Source organism: Shewanella sp. 4t3-1-2LB, assembly GCF_017368415.1.
Classification (GTDB): Bacteria; Pseudomonadota; Gammaproteobacteria; order Enterobacterales; family Shewanellaceae; genus Shewanella; species Shewanella fodinae.
The window spans coordinates 1-19,527 of the sequence record NZ_JAFNJD010000019.1; the positions used below are offsets into that span (position 1 = coordinate 1).

Consider the following 19,527-nt stretch of genomic DNA (forward strand, 5'->3'; position numbering starts at 1 on the left):
TATATTGAGATGTTTTACAACCCGAAACGACAGCATAGTTCCAATGATGGACTATCACCGTTAGAGTATGAACGTCAGTATTTTAATGAGGCTAAAAGTCGTCTAGTGAAGTAGTGGCGATTCAGACTCCAGTGAAACTGGCGCCTCTGCTTGAGACGTTACAAGGCTTAAGTATGGCTCAGTCACGATACATTGAAAAAATAGACGGAGACACTTGGGCGAGTGTTAGCAAAGAATTTGCTAATTGGCTCAGGGAGAGAGGCTTAGCGGAAGGATTTGGGTGGAGTGAAGGCGATACTCTCGTCGTCGAGGGGCAGATCTCTTTATTCTGTTTATGCTTTCCAGACCGTCATGGCGAGAGAATTAGTTTTTTTGAAGCGTGGGCAGAAGAAACTGGCCGACTGTACGGTATCAAGTCAGGCGCCGCAATATCATTTCCAGGAAATGAAAAGTTAAACGTGACATTATCGCCTCAAAATAATGTTGAGGTTCCTCCGTGGTTAAAATAAGTAATTACCAAGGTTTGCCTTGTAACAAGGCCAAGCAGCGCGACCCATTTTCCGTTCCGCCTTTGGCTGCACTCCAAATGGTCGCCTGTTTGCGGCGTTATATGGCCAGTTACTGATACTCACGAATTGTAAGGACTTTTATGAAAGTTGCATTCATCATTTTCGATCAGATGACCACATTGGACCTGATCGGAGCCTATGATCCGCTAACCCGTTTGAAGTCTATGAACATTCTTCCCGAGTTCGAGTGGGATATTTGTTCATTCACAAAAGAGGTAACCGACGATAAGGGGCTACGGCTTTTTCCTGACAAGGTTGGGGAAACATTGGTTGGGTATGACCTTATCTTTGTGCCCGGTGGTTTCGGAACTCGTTCCCTTCAATTTGACCGTGGTTTTACGGACTGGTTGAAAACGGGCAGTTCTGCGAAATTAAAGGTTTCGGTTTGCACCGGGGCTCTCCTATTGGGTTCAGCCGGGTTTCTTGCCGGAAAGCGTGCGACAACCCACCCGAATGCGTTTGGTGAGTTGGAGACCTATTGCGACACTGTAGTTGACCAGCGCGTGGTTGACGAAGGTGATGTGGTTACTGGAAGGGGCGTGTCGTCATCTATTGATTTAGGCCTCTTTCTTGTTGAGCGATTGGCTGGTGTGGACGCCCGAATTAGAATTTCGAAACAAATGGACTATCCATATTGGTGTGGGAGTTAAGGAACCCTATATAACAAGGTAAATTAACTCGGATGCAAATTCCGCTGCGCTCCATTTGCAGCATTGATATGATTCCCTCTGTCAATAGGCACATAGCTTTCTTGTCCAGAAGCCTTGTCTGGCCAGACAGAACCTGAATGAGTGATCTTTGGCAAATCAGTTTCGGCGGTTGACCTTGCTCTCTTCATTGCCAATAAAAGTCGCGGGTTTGGTTATCCGCATGACTTGTTTACGCCGTTGGAGCCTTGCCTCTGTCTAGAGACGCGAGTTGATATCGCTTAACGCCGTCGAGGGTTGCTCGCACCGCTGCCGCCAATCGCTCTCATTCAGGTTGTAACTTTTACCTGCTTTACCGCTTAGATAGTGTGTTGCCAAAGTGGTGTTTGCTGTATCCAGTTGAGGCCATTGAGACCGCTATAGTTGCAGCGGTCTTCTGTGTCGACTGATGAGCTGTGCTCATAAGCCACAGCTATCGATTAGCCTTCTGCGTGTTTGAGTGCGGGCAACAAAATATGGTCCAGTAAGGTGCCATAGTCTTCTTTGCTAAAAACGCGGTGCTCGATGCGACTGTGATAGGCCACCATGGCGACAATTATTTCACACGCCATATCAATATCTGCCTGAGGCGAAATTTCCCCTCTCTCTTGAGCCCGTAGCATCAATGTTCGGTTAAGTACACTCCATGGCTCGAAAATTCCCTGCATGGCATCTTCCGCTATTTTCTGGTAACCCGCGTAGAAAGACCCCAGCCCTGCAAGTACCTTCAGTTTGCGCTCGCTATATTCTAGCGAATGCGGCTTGAGCAGCGCCATCAGGTCGCTTCTAAGTGTTCCTGTATCGGGTAGATGTTCGATATTAAGGGAATTTCGACTCATGTGAACCATGGCATCACGTACGAGCTCCGCTTTGGAAGACCAGCGGCGGTAGACCGTTGCTTTACCTACTTTTGCCTGAGTGGACACCATATCCATGGTCATGCCATCAAAACCTGCTTCGGCGAGGATATCGATAGCGGACTCAAGAATAGCCTCATCCAGTTTGTGATTGCGTTTTCGTCCTACCGTAGCCGTGGCTTTTTCTGGGGAAGTCATGCATGCCTCATCTAATTCGATACTTGTCGGTTTCGAAACTATAATGTATCGTAATTATGTTTTTGCTAAAAATGCTTTCCAAACATTCATTTTTCAGCAGGAGTTTACCACATGAAAACCGTTATGATTACCGGATGTTCTTCAGGGTTTGGCCTTGAAATTGCCAAGTATTTCCTTGCGCACGATTGGCAGGTTATCGCGACTATGCGTACCCCTTGCGATGGTATTTTGCCCAATTCCGATAGGCTACGCATCCTGCCTTTGGATGTCACTGACATCGACTCAATCCATAAAGCGGTTGCTGCTGCCGGGGCAATTGATGTGCTAGTGAATAATGCCGGGATTGGTTTCTTAAATGCATTGGAGGGAACGCCACTACAAAAAATCCGCGAAATTTTTGAAACCAACACCTTTGGCACTATGGCAATGATTCAGGCGGTATTGCCGCAATTTAGGGCACAGAAATCCGGCATGATTGTGAATATCACATCCAGCGTTACGCTGAAATCGCTGCCACTATTATCTATCTATACGGCGAGCAAGGCGGCGGTGAATGCCTTTACAAAGTCGCTCGCGTTAGAGCTAGCACAATTTAACATTAGGGTCGGGGCGGTATTACCTGGGCGTGCTCCAAGTACACGTTTTGGCGAAAATGCCGGTGTGCAAAATCTGGAATTTCCAGAACCATACTTAGCGTTAACTCAAGAAGTATTTTCTGGATGGCAAGAATCGACTGAACCTGTCACATATGCTGAAGATGTTGCTAAGGCTGTGTGGTACATGGTTAATACGCCGACCGCGCCAATGTTGTTACCTGCTGGTGCCGATGCCATTACATGGGCAGAAGCGGCAAACCTAGAGGTGGTGTAATGACGGGATTGTCACTGCCAATTGCTAACGGTGGTGACAACGCATCGCTCATTTCACTGTGACTGTATTGACGGTTGTTTGCTTGGCCTAAGCGTTTGTTGTTGCTGATACTGTACCGCGAGCACCTCTCGTTAATTGCAACGGCGTGGCCAGTGGTGTAACGGTAAGGTGTTAAGGGTCGTCAAGATAGGCGCGGCTAGGAAGTCTTCGGCGTAGTCTATGACCATGCCTTTACCGCATAAAAATTTACGGCAGCCATTGGTAATGCACGCTTTATTGGATAACTCGCTATAATCGCGGCTAATCAGGTGTAAATCGAATGGATTTAACATGCACAAATTACTGCGTTTCCAAATCTTTAAAAATGGCTGGTATGGACTCTTCACCTTAGCACTGTGGCTGGTCGCTGGCACCGGGCAAGCGGCGCAGACGCTGGATGTATATGCGATTCCGTCTAAACCGATAGTGCAACTGGTGAGTGATACCAGCAAGCAATTAGCCACTTATGGCATGCAGAGTTTTTACCAGCAGGGGCGCCCGGTGCATATCACGCTATATCTGACAACTTTCCCTGATGACAGTGACGCCGCCATCAAACAGGCGGTGCAGCAACTGAGTCAGCAGTACCAGCCAATACCTTTAATTGCCAAAGGCTTTACGGTGACCAAAGGTAACTGGGCATTTATTGATGTGGAACGCAGTCGGGAACTGCAGCGGCTTGCTGATAAAGTGACCCTAGCACTGGAACCGTTGCGTGATCCCCATCCTGTATTGCCCGAATGGGTGAAAGCCTATCCCGGTAAATTGGCAGCTTTTGAGCGTTATGGCAGCCCCAATGTGTTCCAGAATTTTGAGCCACATCTGACGCTGCTGGCGGCTGAGAAAAATCCGCAGCTGGTAAAATTCCAGCAGTTGATGCAGCAGCAAATACCGCGTGCTAATGGTGAGATTATCGGCTTGGGTATCGGCGTTACCGATGAGTGGGGCCAACAGCGGCAAGTGCTCGCGGAATATTTTTTCAAGCCTTAGTCCCCGTTGCACTGGAGGCAAATAACTCGCGCAACCATTGATGGGAAGGATCGCGATGCGAACGCTCGTGCCACAGCATCATCATCTCGAATGGGACAACGGCAACGGGTGCTTCGGCACTGTCCATCTGCTGCGGGTCGATCAAGCGGCTCGGCAGCATCGCTACTAAGTCGCTGCTTTTTAACACTTCCACCATAAACAGAAAATGTGGTACCGACAGTACCACATTGCGTTGCTGGCCGATGGCGGTCAGCGCTGCATCAGTGGCCCCGGCAAAACCGCCCCCGCTAGGTGAGACAATGACATGCTCCAACGCACAGAAGCGCTCAAGGGTCAGTGGTTGTTGTAACGCCGGATGGCCTTTGCGGGCCGCTAACCGATAGTGTTCACTGAATAATCGGCGACTGCGTAGTGTCGGTGGCGCGGTATTCCTAACATGAAAGGCCAGATCTATCTCGCCCCGCTCCATGCGGGCCTGTAATCCAGCGGGCATCACCTGTGATACGGCAATTTTGGCATGGGGTGCTAGTTGCCGTAGTTGCGCCAACGCTGGCCGCAAAATGGTGGTTTCACCATAGTCAAAGGCGGCGATGCGCCAGATGATGTTGGCTTCTTGTGGCATAAACGGCTGCACTGCCACTAGCGCCTGCTCCAGTTCAGCTAATGCTTGCCGTAGCGGTTGACGTAACTGATCTGCCAGTGCAGTGGGTCGCATGCCGCGGGCATCGGGCAGTAACAGCGGGTCATGAAATATTTCCCGTAGCTTTGACAGTTGCACGCTAATCGTTGGTTGCGACAGATGTAGCCGCTGCGCCGTGCGTGTGACATTGTGTTCCGCCAGTAATACATCCAGCGTCCGCAGCAGGTTAAGATCCAGTGTCTTTATATTAACCATGATAATACCTGCAATTTTAGAAATTCATTATTCGTATACGTGATTAAATCCTATTGTGTAGACCTTAGCCAACAATTGAGGTCAGTTATGAATATTTTACTGGTTTACGCACACCCCGAACCCCAGTCACTCAACGGTGCCTTGTGAGATTTTGCCGTGTCACATTTGCAACAGGTCGGGCATCAGGTACAGGTGTCCGATCTGTATGCGATGAATTGGAAAGCAACATTGGATAGCCGAGACTTTCCCGCACGGCAACCCGGTCGCTTTGATGCTTCGCTAGATTCAGCGGTGGCTTTTAAAGACGATACCCAAAATGCAGATATCAAGGCGGAACAGCAAAAACTCCTCTGGGCCGATACGGTGATTTTCCAGTTTCCGCTGTGGTGGTTTTCGATGCCCGCTATCATGAAAGGGTGGTTTGATCGAGTGTACGCACACGGTTTTGCCTATGGCGTGGGCGAGTTTTCTGATAGCCGCTGGGGCGACCGTTACGGTGAAGGGGTAATGACCGGGAAGCGCGCCATGTTGCTGGTGACCACCGGCGGTTGGGATTCACACTACAGCGCCCGTGGTATCAACGGCCCCATTGATGATCTGCTGTTTCCAATTCAGCATGGTTGTTTGTTTTATCCCGGTTTTAGCGTGTTGCCACCGTTGGTGCTTTATCGGGTACAGAAGATGCAGCCATCGGCATTTACCGAGGCTTGCCAACAGCTAGCCCAGCGGTTGGATACCTTAGCCACCACTACGCCCATTCCATTCCGGCGGCAAAACTTTGGTGATTATCAGATCCCCGCTATGACATTACGCGATGATATTCTGCCTGAACAGGGCGGTTTTGCGGTGCATGTGCAGGAGAGCTAAGGCTTGTCGCCTTACCTTGCAACAGGCGTAGCGTCTGGCTGGCGGTTAGCCGAAACACACCTCGGCCCAACGTGCCAGCCCGGCGGTAACTGAGCCAAAATCGTTACCGCTGACCAAGGGCACTTGCGGTAATACTTCTGCTACCGCTTGCCGTAATAGCGGTGAGCGCGCGGATCCGCCAGTCATAAAGATCACATCTGGAACACTGTCACCTTGAGTTAACGCTTCGCGTACCAGTTTTGTGATTTGCTGTTTGGGGCCATCCAGCGCTTGCAGCATCTCATCGTAACGGATGGTGAGTGGCAGCACTTCAGTTGCTAATGCCAGCGTACTGTGAAATTCCGCCTGTTGCGACAAGGCGATTTTGGCTTCCTCAGCGCGGCGCACTAGGCTGTAACCAAGGGTGTCGTGATACACCTGTAACAAACGTGCCAGTTTTTGCGGTTCTCGTGCTTCTTTGTGCAGTAGTTTGAGTTCTGCCAGATTGCGCTGCGCATAAAAATCGTTTTGGGCTGATAGATCGTTAATCGCCACCGGATTCCACAGCTGTTTCATTGGCATTTCCAGCCCGGAGTCCAGCAAGCTGCCCAAGCCGAAATACGGCATCAGTTGCCGAAACGCCAAATGAATATCTAAGTCGTTACCGCCCACGCGTTGGCCGCTATGGGCCAATAAACTGCCACTGCGATCCTTTTTCTTGCGCCAGTTGGGGCCCATCCTTAGCAATGAACAGTCCGTGGTTCCCCCACCAATGTCCACCACTAACACGATTTGTTCCTGTGTCAGTCCGGCTTCATATTCCAGCCCGGCGGCGACCGGTTCAAACTGAAATTCAACCTGGCGGAAACCGGCGCGGTTGGCTGCTCGGCGCAAAATGTTTTCCGCTTGGCGGTTAGACTCTTCACCGCCGCTGCCTTGAAAATTAATCGGACGACCTATAACGGCATCGTCGATGGTCTGCTGGGTGACCTGCTCGGCGCGCCGCTTGATATTGGCCATCATGGCGCACACTAGATCTTCAAAAAAGCTTAGCTGCACCTCATGCAGGCCCATAGCGCCGAGAAATGACTTGGGCGATTTGACGTAATACAAATCTTGCGGATGCGCCAGATACAGCGCTAAGGCCGCTTGACCAAACAGCAGGTCCTCTGCTTGCAGGTCAATGCCTTCTTCACGGTTGGCGGCCACGGAGCGGCGCAGCAACTGTTGACCAACAGCGTCTAGCGGCTGGATCTGATAATGACGGAACAGGTACTCGGAAACCGATTCACGGGTCGGCGCTGCTAATGTGGATGGCAGATAGTGACTGGTATTTTCCAGCGGCAGTAACTGCGGCTCTCCGTCCAGCATACGTGCCACCGAGCAGTTGGAGGTGCCGTAATCAAACCCGATAAACATCAGTTATTCCCGTGTTGCCGCCAAGAAAGCCGCATAAACTAACGCAAATCATCCATGAATGCCAATGCCGTTAACAGCATCTTAGTGTTTATCCGCCTACTATTGGCGACTGTGCCATAAAACTACCAAAGCTTGGGTGAGTATTTTCCTAGAAAAATGATTTTTGCTATCTCTGAATCTTTACCGCTCAATTCTACGAATTTTTTACTGCGATACTTCCTCTGAGAGCCTGCGGGCGACATACTGCTACATCTAAATCGCAACACACATGCGGTATGACTAAGCCTTTAGCGTCAATACCCTATAAGCTGTGGAGCTAAATAGTTAGCTGACAAGCAATGAAAAAATGGAGTTGTCTACATGGATTGGGAAGCATTTTGGGCTGTAGGTGCGGTGACTTTGGTACTGGGTGTTGTATTGCTAGTCCCAGGATTGATGTTGGGACGGAAGTTAAGTAAAACGTCGTCCAATGAGTTTGTTACCAGCGTTATTACCAAACATGGGCTGTTTTTTGGTGTTGTATTTGTGGTGAGCTTGCTGCTGGCATCTGCCGCACGCTACTTTGCGCCTAATTCATTTATTGGTCATTGGACCGCGACTGATGCGGGTCTTTACAGCTTTATTGCTGTGTTGAGTGTATTAGCGATGGTGATTGAAAAAATATTGCTGTCGTTGGGCATTAATTTGGTGAGCAACAAGTGTTAGCAAAGGACGTTAAATAGTTTGTGGACAAAAAATGAGTTAGAACTCTAGCTCTAACTCATGAATTTCAGATTAACATTTCTATGGATTAATGTCCCAGCGAACCTGCAGGCGATTACAGCGGATGGTTGTGTAGCTATTCCGCTGGCTCATCACTAAAAAGCCTAAACGATAGGATCACAGAAATAACACCTGAAATCCCAGCTATCCCGTGGCCACTAAATCCCATAGCGATGACAATTGGCTTAAAGATGAAAAAGTGCAATATGATGAAGGTTGGAACCAGAAGAAGTATTAGCTTCCAACTTGGTTTCATTTCTATCCGTTTGTTGCAATATGGACAGCGATGTTTTTAACTTAACATATTAAATTTATTAGCGAAAAACCAATATTTTCTTCACGGTAAGGGCACTTCATAGATATCCCTTAGTTAAACTACTATTCAATAATGGGGCCGGTACGTAGGGCACAATAGCGAAGTCCCCTGCGTGTATACCTCCTAGCACACGAAGTGACAGCGTTTATGGCTCATGGACACATCTTTTTAGCTAATTTATCTGAATCCTAAACACTACCCGTTAAACCGAATAAGCAGCTGTAGTTAAAGGACGACCTTAAATTTATTTCAGGACGAATCGTTTCTGCTTGAGGTTAATGGTACGGAGTTGTAGATTATCGAACTGCATAAATTGTCTTTATTTATGCTTCAACTCTAACCGCAGCTGTCGTAGGAATATATCATGATGCGCGATACTCATCGTGTAGTCTGTGGCAACATCTCAAAGCAATCCCAACGTGTTATTTATCCATTCTTACGCTCGTCAACTCTCCCTAATTATCTGCCTCTTAGAAACATTTGGCGCAAGTGTGTTGAGAGCACCTGAGCAGCTTCTCCTATGACCGGACGTTTTGGAACATTTCAGTTGTAAACGTTTATCAAAAATTAATTCACGCAACGCCGCTGCAACCCTATGGCGGTGATTATTAATATTTTAGCGTCATGGAAATTCTATGTTTCGTAAAATTGCAGTAACGTTTTTATCGCTTGTTGTCTGTGCTTGCTCCTCAATGGTGGCGGATCTAGAAAGTAGCGTGCAGCAAAAATTTCAACAAATGTTGGCGGATAAATTTGCTGAACGGCTAATGGTTGGAATTGATGCCGTGGTGGATGAATTGGCAAAAAGCGGGGGGTACCTCAATGACCCGTTAGTGCGCATTTTGCTACCACCACCTATCGGTATTATTGCGGGTGTCGCCAGTGAACTTAAGCAAAATCCTGAAGCTAACCTATTACAAACATTGATGAATCAAGCGGCTGAGCATGCGATCCCTGTGGCAGGGCCGTTGCTAAAAAATATCATCACCAACATGGATGAGCCTACCTTAGTTGGTGTTCTCAACGCGGGTAACCAGGGGGCTAGTCAATATTTGAAGCAACATGCTGGCGAAATGGTGCAAACCGCATTATTGCCCGTAATTACAAAGGAACTCAATGCTAACGGTGCGGTTGAGCTCTATGGAAAGTTGCTGGAGGCTAAAAGTAAGGCGGACAACATTGCTGCAAAGGCGAACGATGTGCAACAGTCGTTGGCGACCGCGCAGCAGTTGCAAGATAACCCTGAGAATGTCGCCCAAGAACAGCTTACGCAGTATGTCGCCGAACAAGCAATGGGCGGGATGTTCCGTAAAATAGCGAAGGAGGAACTGAGTATTCGCCAAGAATTACAACAGCCCAAGTTGTAATGATTTCTCACCTTTTTAGAGGATAATAGCTTATCCGCATTATCGTAGTTGTCCCTCAGACCATCGTGAGGCCACAGATAGTTTATTGCCTTCATCAGCTGCGCGATATGCAGCGGCGTGATCAACTTTAGTCGTTCTAGCTCCGAGCGGATGACACCCGCAAACACTTACCCAAAGTCTAAACCGAATACTGCAACGGCCACGGTAAAGGCTACTGCCGTTTTTGAAAAAATTTCGACCTAGTATTTATTTTTCAGGTAGCAGGTGAGGATTTGCTGCCCAAACCAATGCCGAGAACCGAAGACCCCAAATTCCTCAGCTGCAGAGTTGTGCAGAGTTATTGCTATTGCGCCAGCTGCATTGGAGGCGTATATTCACTTTTATTTAATTGCCTAGGCAAATATTGACATGGCATATTTTACCGCAAGCAAAATTGAACAAAATCCTTTTTCGTTGGGGCACTTGTTGCATTTGGTGAACCAATATAAAGACCGGGTACTGACTCGACACTTGTTACCACTGGATATCACGGCGCAGCAGTTCAAAGTGCTGATGATGATCCATCGCGATCATGTTGAGAGCTGCAGTGTGTTGAGCCAGCGCTTATCGATTGACGGCGGTGCTACGACTCGCATGCTAGATCGACTGGAACAGAAACAACTGTTACAGCGGGTGCGAGACAGTAAGGATCGACGCCGTATCGCGCTGCAACTCACCGAAAGCGGTCACGCATTTTGTCAGCAGATGCCGGAAATAATCGCGGAAATGCTGAATGAATTCACCCAGGGACTGGATGACCAGGATATCGCACAGCTGGAACTATTGCTGCGCAAAATTCTTTGTGCCGGTGGTGTGCTAGAGCAGCAACCGGAATAACCCTTTTCAATGAATATCAAGCGAGACATTTATGGTTGAGCAAGCAACAGATAAACAGCCCGCAGTGTCAGTCCCAGCAAAATCCAGTAAGCGTAAAAAATATCTGCTGGGATTGCTGCTGGTTGTGGCTGGAACAGGCATCGGAGCCTACGTTTACCAGCAGGAATACGGCCGATTCTATGAAGACACCGATGACGCCTATGTGCAGGGAAATCTCATCACTATTGCGCCGAAAGTTCCCGGAACGGTGACCCAGGTATTTGCCGATGAAGGTGACTATGTCGAGAAAGGCCAGACGCTGGTGACGCTTGATCCCAGTGATGCCCGGATTGCATTGGATAGCGCCGAAGCAAACTTGGCCAATGTGGTGCGCCAGACCCGTGGTTTGTATAACGATGTCGACAACTACCAGGCTCAGGTACAGGTACAAGAGGTTAATTACCGCCAGGCAATGGCGGATTATCAGCGGCGGGTAAAACTGGCAAAACGCAATCTGATCTCCGATGAAGAAGTGACCCATTATCAGGACAGCCTGAAAGCTGCCGAGAATCAACTCACCGCGGTAAAACAGGCGCTAAATGCCAAATTGGCCCTTACCGAAGGCGTCAGCATCGCCAATCATCCGGCAATCAAGAGTGCGATTGCCCAACTGCAGAATGCCTATCTCAATCTGCAATATGCCCAGATTAAGGCGCCTGAGTCAGGTTATATTGCTAAACGCGCTGTGCAGGTGGGGCAACAACTGTCGGCTGGAACTGCCCTGATGGTGGTGGTGCCGCTGCAGCAGGTGTGGATTGACGCCAACTTTAAGGAAAGCCAGATGGCGGCTATGCGCATTGGACAGCCCGTGGACATTGTGGCAGATCTTTACGGTGATGATGTGCATTTTCAAGGACATATCGCCAGTTTAGGGATCGGCACTGGCAGCGCTTTCGCGCTATTGCCAGAACAAAATGCGACCGGAAACTGGATAAAAATCGTGCGACGTCTGCCGGTGCGTGTGGTGTTTGATAATCCCCAGCAGTTGCAGCAGCATCCGTTACGCATTGGGCTGTCCACGCAGGTAACTGTGCATCTTAAAGATGAAAAAGGCCCATTGCTGGCACAGACGCCGGTAACCAAACCACGTTTCAGCACTGATATATACGACGATCAGTTGCAGCAGGCACACAAACTGGTTGAGCAGATTCTACAAGATAATGGCATCAAGCCTAGTGATGTTGTGGTCGCTGACAGCAAGGGTCTCTAACGGATGAGCAACTATCAGTTCCGGCCGCAGAATCTGGTGTTAGCAACACTGGGGCTGTCGCTGGCGACCTTTATGCAGGTGCTGGATACTACGATTGCTAACGTGGCATTGCCCACCATTGCCGGTAACCTTGGGGTTTCGTCTGATCAAAGCACCTGGGTCATTACTTCCTTTGCGGTATGTAATGCCATCGCGTTGCCACTGACTGGCTGGGTGTCGCGTACGATTGGTGAAACTAAGCTGTTCCTGGGGGCGGTGATCATGTTTGCGATCACCTCATTTCTTTGTGGTATGGCGCAGTCGATGAATGAACTGATCCTGTTCCGGGCGCTACAAGGTTTCTTCTCAGGGCCGTTATTCCCCATGTCGCAAACGCTGATGATGGCGATTTTCCCCCGTGATAAGCGCGGCCTGGCATTAGCGCTGATAGGCATGGTGACGGTGGTGGCGCCGATTGTTGGGCCGATAACCGGTGGCTGGATCACCGACAATTACTCCTGGCGCTGGATCTTTTACATCAATGTGCCCATTGGGATTTTTGCCGCGCTGGTGGTCTTTATGCAACTGCGTGGTCGCCAAGAAGATACCGTGCGCAACCCCATCGATTTTGGTGGTTTGTCATTGCTGGTTATTGGGGTGGGCGCACTGCAGATCATGCTAGATAAAGGCAACGACCTCGACTGGTTCTCTTCCAGTTTTATTGTGTCGTTGGGGTTGGTATCGCTGGTGTCATTGGTGGCCTTTGTTATCTGGGAGCTTACCAGTGATCATCCCATTGTTAATCTGTCGCTGTTTCGCGATCGAAACTTTACCGCTGGCACTATCGCTTTGGTGTTTGGTTATGCGGCGTTTTTTGCGATCGCACTTATTCTGCCACAATGGTTACAGATCAATATGGGTTACACCGCCATCTGGGCTGGGCTCGCGGCGGCACCAATGGGCGTTATTCCGCTGCTGACATCGTCCCTGATGGGTAAGTATTCCCATAAGTTTGATCTGCGGTTGCTGGTGACCGGTTCCTTTATGGTGATGGGGGCGTCCAGTTTTATGCGTGCCGGGTTTAACCTGCAAGTGGATTTTGCCTCGGTAGCTTTGGTGCAATTGTTTATGGGCCTGGGCGTGGTGCTGTTCTTTATGCCTCTGACCACCATTTTATTGTCAAATCTGGAACACCATGAGATTGCTGATGGCTCTGGCTTGGCAACCTTTTTGCGGGTACTGGGTGGCAGTTTTGCCTCGTCACTGAGTATCTGGTTGTGGGATCGCCGTGAAATTTTTCACCGGGCGCAGCTCAATGAAAACATCAGTCTGTTAAATGACAAGGCCATGCATTATCTGCAACAGATGGGGGGCGTGACCCAGAGCAATCTGGCGCAGATTGAACGAATGCTGCAACAGCAGGCGGTGATGATGTCCACTATCGACTATTTCACGCTGTTGGGCTGGATGTTTATCGGTTTGATCGTGATTATCTGGTTTGCCAAACCCCCATTCTTCCATAGCCATTAAATCGGCGTGCCAAGGACGGTACACATCTGTTAACGAAGTTTAGCGGTTAAGATTATTGTATAAAATATGTGATTTATGTTAATGAATAGCTGATTCTTTCAATAATAAATTCAATAACAAAACTCATGAACATCTACAAAACTCTGCTATATGTCACTTCGCTGTTATTCGGCTTGGGTGGTTGTGTCTCTGCGGGGGCACCAACTGATGCCAGCGCTCAGCTCACTCTAAAACGGATTTTTCAGGATAAAGAATTCAAGCCACAACGCGCACCTTATTTCCGCTGGCTGGATGATGGCAGCGGTTATACCGTACTGTCACCCCGTGACAAGCAAGCCAACGCCAAGCCCAAGGCTGATGATGAACACGGCGTCAAAGGCAGCGATATCGTATTTTATCAGGCCGATGGTAGCGGCCGTAAAGTGCTGGTATCGCTGGAGCAACTAACTCCCATCGGCGCCAAAGAGGCGCTCACCATTGAAGATTATCAGTGGTCTGACGATGGCCAATGGCTGTTAGTCTTTACCAACGGACAGAAGGTGTGGCGCAGTCGTACCCGGGGGGATTTCTGGGTCTTGAATCTGAAGAATAACAAGCTGTACCAATTGGGTGGCAAGCAGCCCGATGCCAAGGTGTTGATGTTTGCTAAATTCTCGCCTGATAGCAAACGAGTCGCCTACGTCAAAGAAAACAATATCTATATGGAGTCGCTGGGCAGCAGTAAGGTCACCCAACTGACTACTGATGGCAGCGATACCTTAATCAACGGGCATTTTGACTGGGTTTATGAAGAGGAATTCACTATCAAGGATGGTTTTCTCTGGAGTCCTGACAGCCAGAATATTGCTTACTGGCAGCTCGATAGCAGCGGCGTGAAGTTATTCACCATGATCAATAACACCGCCGGGCTCTATCCAACCATCACCCAATTCCCCTATCCCAAAGCGGGCGAGCAGAATTCTGCCGTGCGCATTGGTGTGGTCAATATTAAGGACAAAAAGACCCGTTGGGCACCGTTGCTCGGTGATAATCGTGATCGTTATGTGCCGCGTATTAGCTGGGCTGGCACCAGTGAAGCGGTATTGATCCAAGATGTGAATCGGCCACAAAGCACCAACGTATTGCGCTTGTTTGATTGGCAAAAGCAGCAATTGCACACCATTATGACCGAGCATGATGACGCCTTCCTGGAGTGGTTCTATCAGGCCGAATGGGAAAAAGACGGTAGTCATTTTATTTGGCACAGCGAACGTGACGGTTGGCGCCACCTGTATCGGGTTTCCCGCGATGGTAAAAGCGTGGTGGATTTAACGCCGGGTAACTACGATGTGGTTGAACTGCTAACCTTGAATGAAGCTACCAACAGTCTCTATTTCACCGCATCGCCCGATCATCCTGAGGCGCGTTATTTGTTTAAGGCCAGTCTCGATGGCAGTGGCAAAGTGACCCGCATTACTCCAGAACAATTTAGCGGCAATAACCATTACTACATTTCCAAAGATGGCAGTTTGGCGATGCACACTCACAGCCGCTTTGATGTGCCGCCTTCCAGCGAAATCATCAAAGTCGATGGTCATAAAGCCATTAAAGCGCTGACCGATAATGCAGAGCTAAAGGCTAAACTCGCTAAACTGGATCTACCGCAACAGCAGTTCTTCCAGGTGCAGGCTCGTGACGGTGTAGCGCTGGATGGCTGGGTGATGTTTCCGCCACATATGGATAACTCTAAAAAGTATCCGATTATTTTTTACGTCTACGGCGAACCTTGGGGCTCCACGGTGCAAGATGTTTGGGGCGGTGACAACTACCTGTGGTCGAGCATGATGGCGCAGCACGGTTTTATCATGGTGTCAGTGGATAACCGCGGCACCCGTGCGCCTAAAGGTTGCGATTGGCGTAAATCCATCTACAAGAAAATCGGCATTATCACGGTGCGTGACCAAGTGGATGCACTAGATGCCATGGCTAAACGCTGGCCACAAATTGATACTGAGCGCGTCGGTGTCTGGGGGCATTCCGGTGGTGGCAGTTCAACCTTGAACCTGTTGTTCCGTCACGGTGACAAGTTCAAGGTCGGTGCCGCATTTGCGCCAGTGGCGGATATCCGTCTGTATGACTCCATTTATCAGGAGCGTTACTCCGGCAATCCGAAAACCGATCCAGAGAGTTACACTCAGAGCTCGCCTATCACTTTTGCTAAAAACCTCACGGGCAAGTTACTGCTGGTGCATGGTACCGGTGATGATAATGTGCATTATCAGGGCACTGAAGAGCTAATTAACGAACTGGTGAAATACAACAAACAGTTTGAGTTTATGTCTTATCCCAACCGTACCCACGCACTTAAAGAAGGTGAGGGTACAACGCTGCATCTGCAGACACTGAAGACGCTGTTTTTCGAGAAGTATCTGCTAACGCCAGCTAAATAGTCGGTGCACCGATACCCACAAGCCATGCCAGATGGTGCGGCTTGTGGGTTGGAGCACTACCTGAATAGTCTACGTTCCGTTTCTATGTGAGTCGCACTGTATACAAATAGTGCAGCATTGGCCGCCGTTGCTGCCATTGTGTGTTGTATGCAGTCGATTACCAATCTTGGCTGTCACTACCCGCAGCACAATCATTAAAAGATCGTTGTCAGCCAGGGTAAAAATGTCCCACGGGTGGTTTTTATCTAGCAGTAACCACTGGTGAGCAGTTGTGAAGAGTGACGGAAGTTAATTTTTTAGTGATACATATCACATTTAATATTGATAAATATCCAATATGCGACATATTTACCAATATAGCTAAGACAAAATGACCAATTGATAATATGTTAAAAAATAGAATTAAACACTAAAATAATTTATTTATATTTTATTATATTCTTTTAAATGTTGTATTTAAGCATTGTATCCTTTCAAAAATCATATGTGATCAATATCACTTGTCGTTATTTGTTATCTATTTTCCTTTTGCGGATAATTGAAGCACGGATAGTGGTGTTATTTGCCAGTGTCCGAATCGGCGGTCTGTGGACTGCCAATCGTACTCATAACAAACAAGTGTGAGATTACTTATGAACAGACGACAGTTTTTCAAACTGTGTGCTGCCGGGGCGGCAACTTCAGCGATTTCTGCGCTGGGGTTGATGTCCGACAAGGCCTATGCCGCAGTGCGAGAATTCAAGCTGCTCAGAGCCAAAGAAACCCGCAATAATTGCCCTTATTGCTCAGTGGGTTGTGGCCTGTTGATGTACAGTCAAAACAGCGGCGGCAAAAACTCAGAACATGCGATTTTCCATATCGAAGGGGATTCAGACCATCCTGTAAGTCGGGGTGCATTGTGCCCGAAAGGTGCGGGTCTGGTGGACTATGTTAACAGCCCACACCGCCTGCAATATCCAGAATATCGTGCTCCAGGTAGCAACAAGTGGCAGCGACTCAGCTGGGATGAGGCGTTCAAACGTATCGCCCGCCTGATGAAACAGGATCGTGATGCTAATTTGCTGCAGAAAAACACGGCTGGCGTCACCGTCAACCGTTGGCTGACTACCGGGATGATGACCTCATCTGGTATGTCGAATGAAAGTGGTATTGCGACCCAGAAGTTCGCCCGTGCTCTTGGCATGGTCGCTATCGATACTATTGCGCGTAACTGACACTCCCCAACGGTAGCAAGTCTTGCTCCAACATTTGGGCGTGGTGCCATGACCAACCACTGGATCGATATCAAGAATTCCAATGTGATCGTGATTATGGGCGGTAATGCTGCAGAAGCACATCCTGTCGGTTTCGGCTGGGTGACTGAAGCAATGCAACACAATAACGCCAAGTTAATCGTGGTCGATCCCCGTTTTAACCGTAGTGCCGCATTGGCCGATCACTATGCACCCATTCGTTCCGGTACGGACATCGCGTTCCTGCTGGGGGTTATCCGTTATCTGATCGATACCAAGCAGGTTAACTACGACTACGTGAAAGCGTATACCAACGCCAGTTATATCATCCGCGAGGACTTCGATTTCCATGATGGTCTGTTCAGCGGCTTTGATGAAGAAAAAGGCGCTTACAATACTGAATCCTGGTATTACGAACTGGATGAACAGGGCTATGCGAAAGTCGATGACACCCTGCAACATCCTCGTTGCGTCTGGAACCTGCTAAAACAGCATGTAGAACGTTATGACTTCAAGACGGTAAGTAACGTTACCGGAACCCCGATAGATGACTACCAGACCGTCTGCGAAATGATCGGCAGTACCCATACCAAAAACCGGGTTGCTACCTTTATGTATGCGCTGGGCTGGACCCACCACAGTAAAGGTGCGCAAAACATCCGTACCATGGCGATGGTGCAGCTGTTGCTGGGTAACATTGGTCAACTGGGTGGTGGGGTCAACGCGCTGCGTGGCCATGCTAACGTGCAGGGTTCTACCGATATGGGGTTGCTGGCGCAAAGCCTGCCGGGTTATCTGAAGCTGCCAAGTGATAAAGAAGCAACACTTGCGGCGCATTTAACCGCCCATACGCCAAAACCATTGCGTCCCGGCCAGACTAACTACTGGCAAAACTATCCCAAGTTCTTCGTGTCACTGCTGAAATCATTCTGGGGCGATGCCGCCACCGCTGAAAACGATTTTGGCTACGACTGGTTGCCAAAATGGGATCAGATGTATGACTTCGGCAAACACATCGACATGATGTATCGCGGTCAGGTGAATGGACTGCTGGTGCAAGGGGTTAACGCCATTAACTCCATGCCAAACCGCAATAAGACACTGAAAGCACTGAGCCAGCTGAAATATCTGGTGGTGCTGGATAACCTGTCTTCTGAAACTGCCACTTTCTGGCAAAATGAGCCGGGCTTTAATGAAGTGAACACTGCTGAGATCCAAACCGAAGTGTTCCGCTTACCGACGACCTGTTTTGCTGAAGAAGAAGGCTCTATCGTTAACTCCGGTCGCTGGATGCAGTGGCACTGGAAGGGCGCTAATGCACCTGGTGAAGCGATGGCCGACTCAGAGATTGTGTCAGGCATCATGCTAGAACTAAAAAATCTCTATCGTGACGAAGGTGGTGTGCTGCCAGAACCTGTGGCTGCGGTGAACTGGCATTATGCCATTGAGCACAACCCGAGTTCAGAAGAACTCACCAAAGAGCTGAACGGTTATGACGTTGCTACCCGCCGCCAGGTCAGCGGTTTCGGTGAACTGAAAGCCGATGGTAGTACCGCTTGTGGTTGCTGGCTGTATGCCGGTTCCTGGACCGAAGAAGGTAACAACATGGCTCGCCGTGATAACCATGACCCGTCAGGGAAAGGGATCACGCCGGGATGGACCTTCTCATGGCCGATGAACCGTCGCGTGCTATACAACCGTGCGTCTTGTGACATCAACGGCAAACCATGGGATCCAGAACGTACTATCGTTGAATGGAAAGACGGTAAGTGGCACGGGATCGACGTGGGCGACTTCAACATGAAGCTGACGCCGCAAGAAACGGCCAGTCCATTCATTATGCAGCCTGAAGGTGTGGGTCGTCTGTTCGCCCTGAAGCTGCTTAAAGAAGGACCGTTCCCGGAACATTATGAGCCGGTAGAATCACCCATTGGTACTAACCCGTTGCATCCTAAAGTGGTGCACAGTCCGGTATTACGCTGGCTTGAAGGGGTAAGGGAAACTCTTGGGACTAAAGATGAGTTCCCGTATGCCTGTACCACTTACTCGCTCACCGAACACTTCAACTTCTGGACCACTCACTGCCGACTGGCTGCGATTTCCATGCCGGAAACCTTTGTGGAAATGAACGAAGTGTTGGCTGCCGAGAAAGGCATCAAGAATGGCGACTGGGTGAAGGTCAGCTCCAAACGTGGGCATATCATCACCAAAGCCCTGGTGACCAAACGTTTGCGGCCGTTGCAAGTAAACGGTCAGGTAGTGCATACCTTGGGGATCCCGCGTCATGGCAGCCACAATGCACTGATCAAGAAGGCTTACACCTGTAACGTGTTGACCACCGAAATGGGTGACGCTAATACCGGTGTACCTGAGTACAAGGCGTTCCTGGTTAACGTAGAAAAGGCGGAGGGCATCTGA

At 49.1% G+C, this 19,527-nt stretch carries 17 protein-coding genes; 13 read left to right on the forward strand and 4 right to left on the reverse strand.

Annotated elements, in window-relative coordinates; genetic code table 11:
- From J3L11_RS19645 to J3L11_RS08655, 3 genes are all read left to right on the forward strand, one after another.
- Positions 1-114 (forward strand): IS3 family transposase (locus J3L11_RS19645; protein WP_347566507.1); only part of this gene is annotated, 114 nt, incomplete at its 5' end.
- Positions 114-509 (forward strand): hypothetical protein, encoded by a 396-nt coding sequence (locus J3L11_RS08650; protein ID WP_207570759.1) that lies wholly within the window; start codon positions 114-116, stop codon positions 507-509. The genes J3L11_RS19645 and J3L11_RS08650, both read left to right, overlap by 1 nt.
- A gap of 140 nt (positions 510-649) precedes the next feature.
- The gene (locus J3L11_RS08655) at positions 650-1,219 is read left to right on the forward strand and encodes a DJ-1/PfpI family protein (protein WP_133040172.1); all 570 of its coding nucleotides are present in this window, start codon (positions 650-652) and stop codon (positions 1,217-1,219) included.
- A gap of 476 nt (positions 1,220-1,695) precedes the next feature.
- Here J3L11_RS08655 and J3L11_RS08660 read toward each other — a convergent pair whose 3' ends face one another.
- The gene (locus tag J3L11_RS08660) at positions 1,696-2,310 is read right to left on the reverse strand and encodes a TetR/AcrR family transcriptional regulator (protein ID WP_207570760.1); all 615 of its coding nucleotides are present in this window, start codon (positions 2,308-2,310) and stop codon (positions 1,696-1,698) included.
- 111 nt (positions 2,311-2,421) lie between these two features.
- On the opposite strand from J3L11_RS08660, the gene J3L11_RS08665 reads away from it, so the two are divergent.
- Complete coding sequence (locus tag J3L11_RS08665; RefSeq protein WP_242695164.1) at positions 2,422-3,180, forward strand: SDR family oxidoreductase; 759 nt, start codon at positions 2,422-2,424, stop codon at positions 3,178-3,180.
- 131 nt (positions 3,181-3,311) lie between these two features.
- Here J3L11_RS08665 and J3L11_RS08670 read toward each other — a convergent pair whose 3' ends face one another.
- Positions 3,312-3,512 (reverse strand): hypothetical protein, encoded by a 201-nt coding sequence (locus tag J3L11_RS08670; protein ID WP_207570761.1) that lies wholly within the window; start codon positions 3,510-3,512, stop codon positions 3,312-3,314.
- On the opposite strand from J3L11_RS08670, the gene J3L11_RS08675 reads away from it, so the two are divergent.
- A complete protein-coding gene (locus J3L11_RS08675; RefSeq protein ID WP_207570762.1) occupies positions 3,511-4,209 on the forward strand; it encodes a 2'-5' RNA ligase family protein in 699 nt (232 codons plus the stop codon). The genes J3L11_RS08670 and J3L11_RS08675 overlap by 2 nt on opposite strands.
- Here J3L11_RS08675 and J3L11_RS08680 read toward each other — a convergent pair.
- Entirely contained in the window at positions 4,199-5,104 is a 906-nt protein-coding gene (locus tag J3L11_RS08680; RefSeq protein WP_133040176.1) for a LysR family transcriptional regulator, read from the reverse strand. The two genes, J3L11_RS08675 and J3L11_RS08680, sit on opposite strands and share 11 nt — an antisense overlap.
- A 156-nt stretch (positions 5,105-5,260) precedes the next feature.
- Here J3L11_RS08680 and J3L11_RS08685 point away from each other — a divergent pair, with 156 nt between their 5' ends.
- Positions 5,261-5,971 carry an NAD(P)H-dependent oxidoreductase gene (locus tag J3L11_RS08685; RefSeq protein ID WP_207570763.1) on the forward strand — a complete coding sequence of 237 codons (711 nt, stop codon included), beginning with the start codon at positions 5,261-5,263 and terminating at the stop codon, positions 5,969-5,971.
- Positions 5,972-6,016: 45 nt separating this feature from the next.
- On the opposite strand, the gene yegD is transcribed toward J3L11_RS08685, so the two are convergent.
- A complete protein-coding gene (yegD, locus tag J3L11_RS08690) occupies positions 6,017-7,369 on the reverse strand; it encodes a molecular chaperone (protein WP_133040177.1) in 1,353 nt (450 codons plus the stop codon).
- Between the two features lie 360 nt (positions 7,370-7,729).
- Here yegD and J3L11_RS08695 point away from each other — a divergent pair, with 360 nt between their 5' ends.
- From J3L11_RS08695 to fdnG, 7 genes are all read left to right on the forward strand, one after another.
- Positions 7,730-8,074 carry a hypothetical protein gene (locus J3L11_RS08695; protein ID WP_207570764.1) on the forward strand — a complete coding sequence of 115 codons (345 nt, stop codon included), beginning with the start codon at positions 7,730-7,732 and terminating at the stop codon, positions 8,072-8,074.
- Positions 8,075-9,082: 1,008 nt separating this feature from the next.
- Complete coding sequence (locus tag J3L11_RS08700; RefSeq protein WP_207570765.1) at positions 9,083-9,814, forward strand: DUF4197 domain-containing protein; 732 nt, start codon at positions 9,083-9,085, stop codon at positions 9,812-9,814.
- A 408-nt stretch (positions 9,815-10,222) separates the two neighbouring features.
- Positions 10,223-10,690 (forward strand): MarR family transcriptional regulator, encoded by a 468-nt coding sequence (locus J3L11_RS08705; protein ID WP_207570766.1) that lies wholly within the window; start codon positions 10,223-10,225, stop codon positions 10,688-10,690.
- Between the two features lie 31 nt (positions 10,691-10,721).
- The gene (locus tag J3L11_RS08710; protein WP_207570767.1) at positions 10,722-11,939 is read left to right on the forward strand and encodes an efflux RND transporter periplasmic adaptor subunit; all 1,218 of its coding nucleotides are present in this window, start codon (positions 10,722-10,724) and stop codon (positions 11,937-11,939) included.
- 3 nt (positions 11,940-11,942) lie between these two features.
- A complete protein-coding gene (locus J3L11_RS08715; protein WP_207570768.1) occupies positions 11,943-13,448 on the forward strand; it encodes a DHA2 family efflux MFS transporter permease subunit in 1,506 nt (501 codons plus the stop codon).
- 125 nt (positions 13,449-13,573) lie between these two features.
- Positions 13,574-15,877: a S9 family peptidase gene (locus J3L11_RS08720; protein WP_207570769.1), complete on the forward strand. Its 2,304-nt coding sequence runs from the start codon at positions 13,574-13,576 to the stop codon at positions 15,875-15,877.
- A 632-nt stretch (positions 15,878-16,509) separates the two neighbouring features.
- Positions 16,510-19,527 carry a formate dehydrogenase-N subunit alpha gene (fdnG, locus tag J3L11_RS08725; RefSeq protein WP_207570770.1) on the forward strand — a complete coding sequence of 1,006 codons (3,018 nt, stop codon included), beginning with the start codon at positions 16,510-16,512 and terminating at the stop codon, positions 19,525-19,527.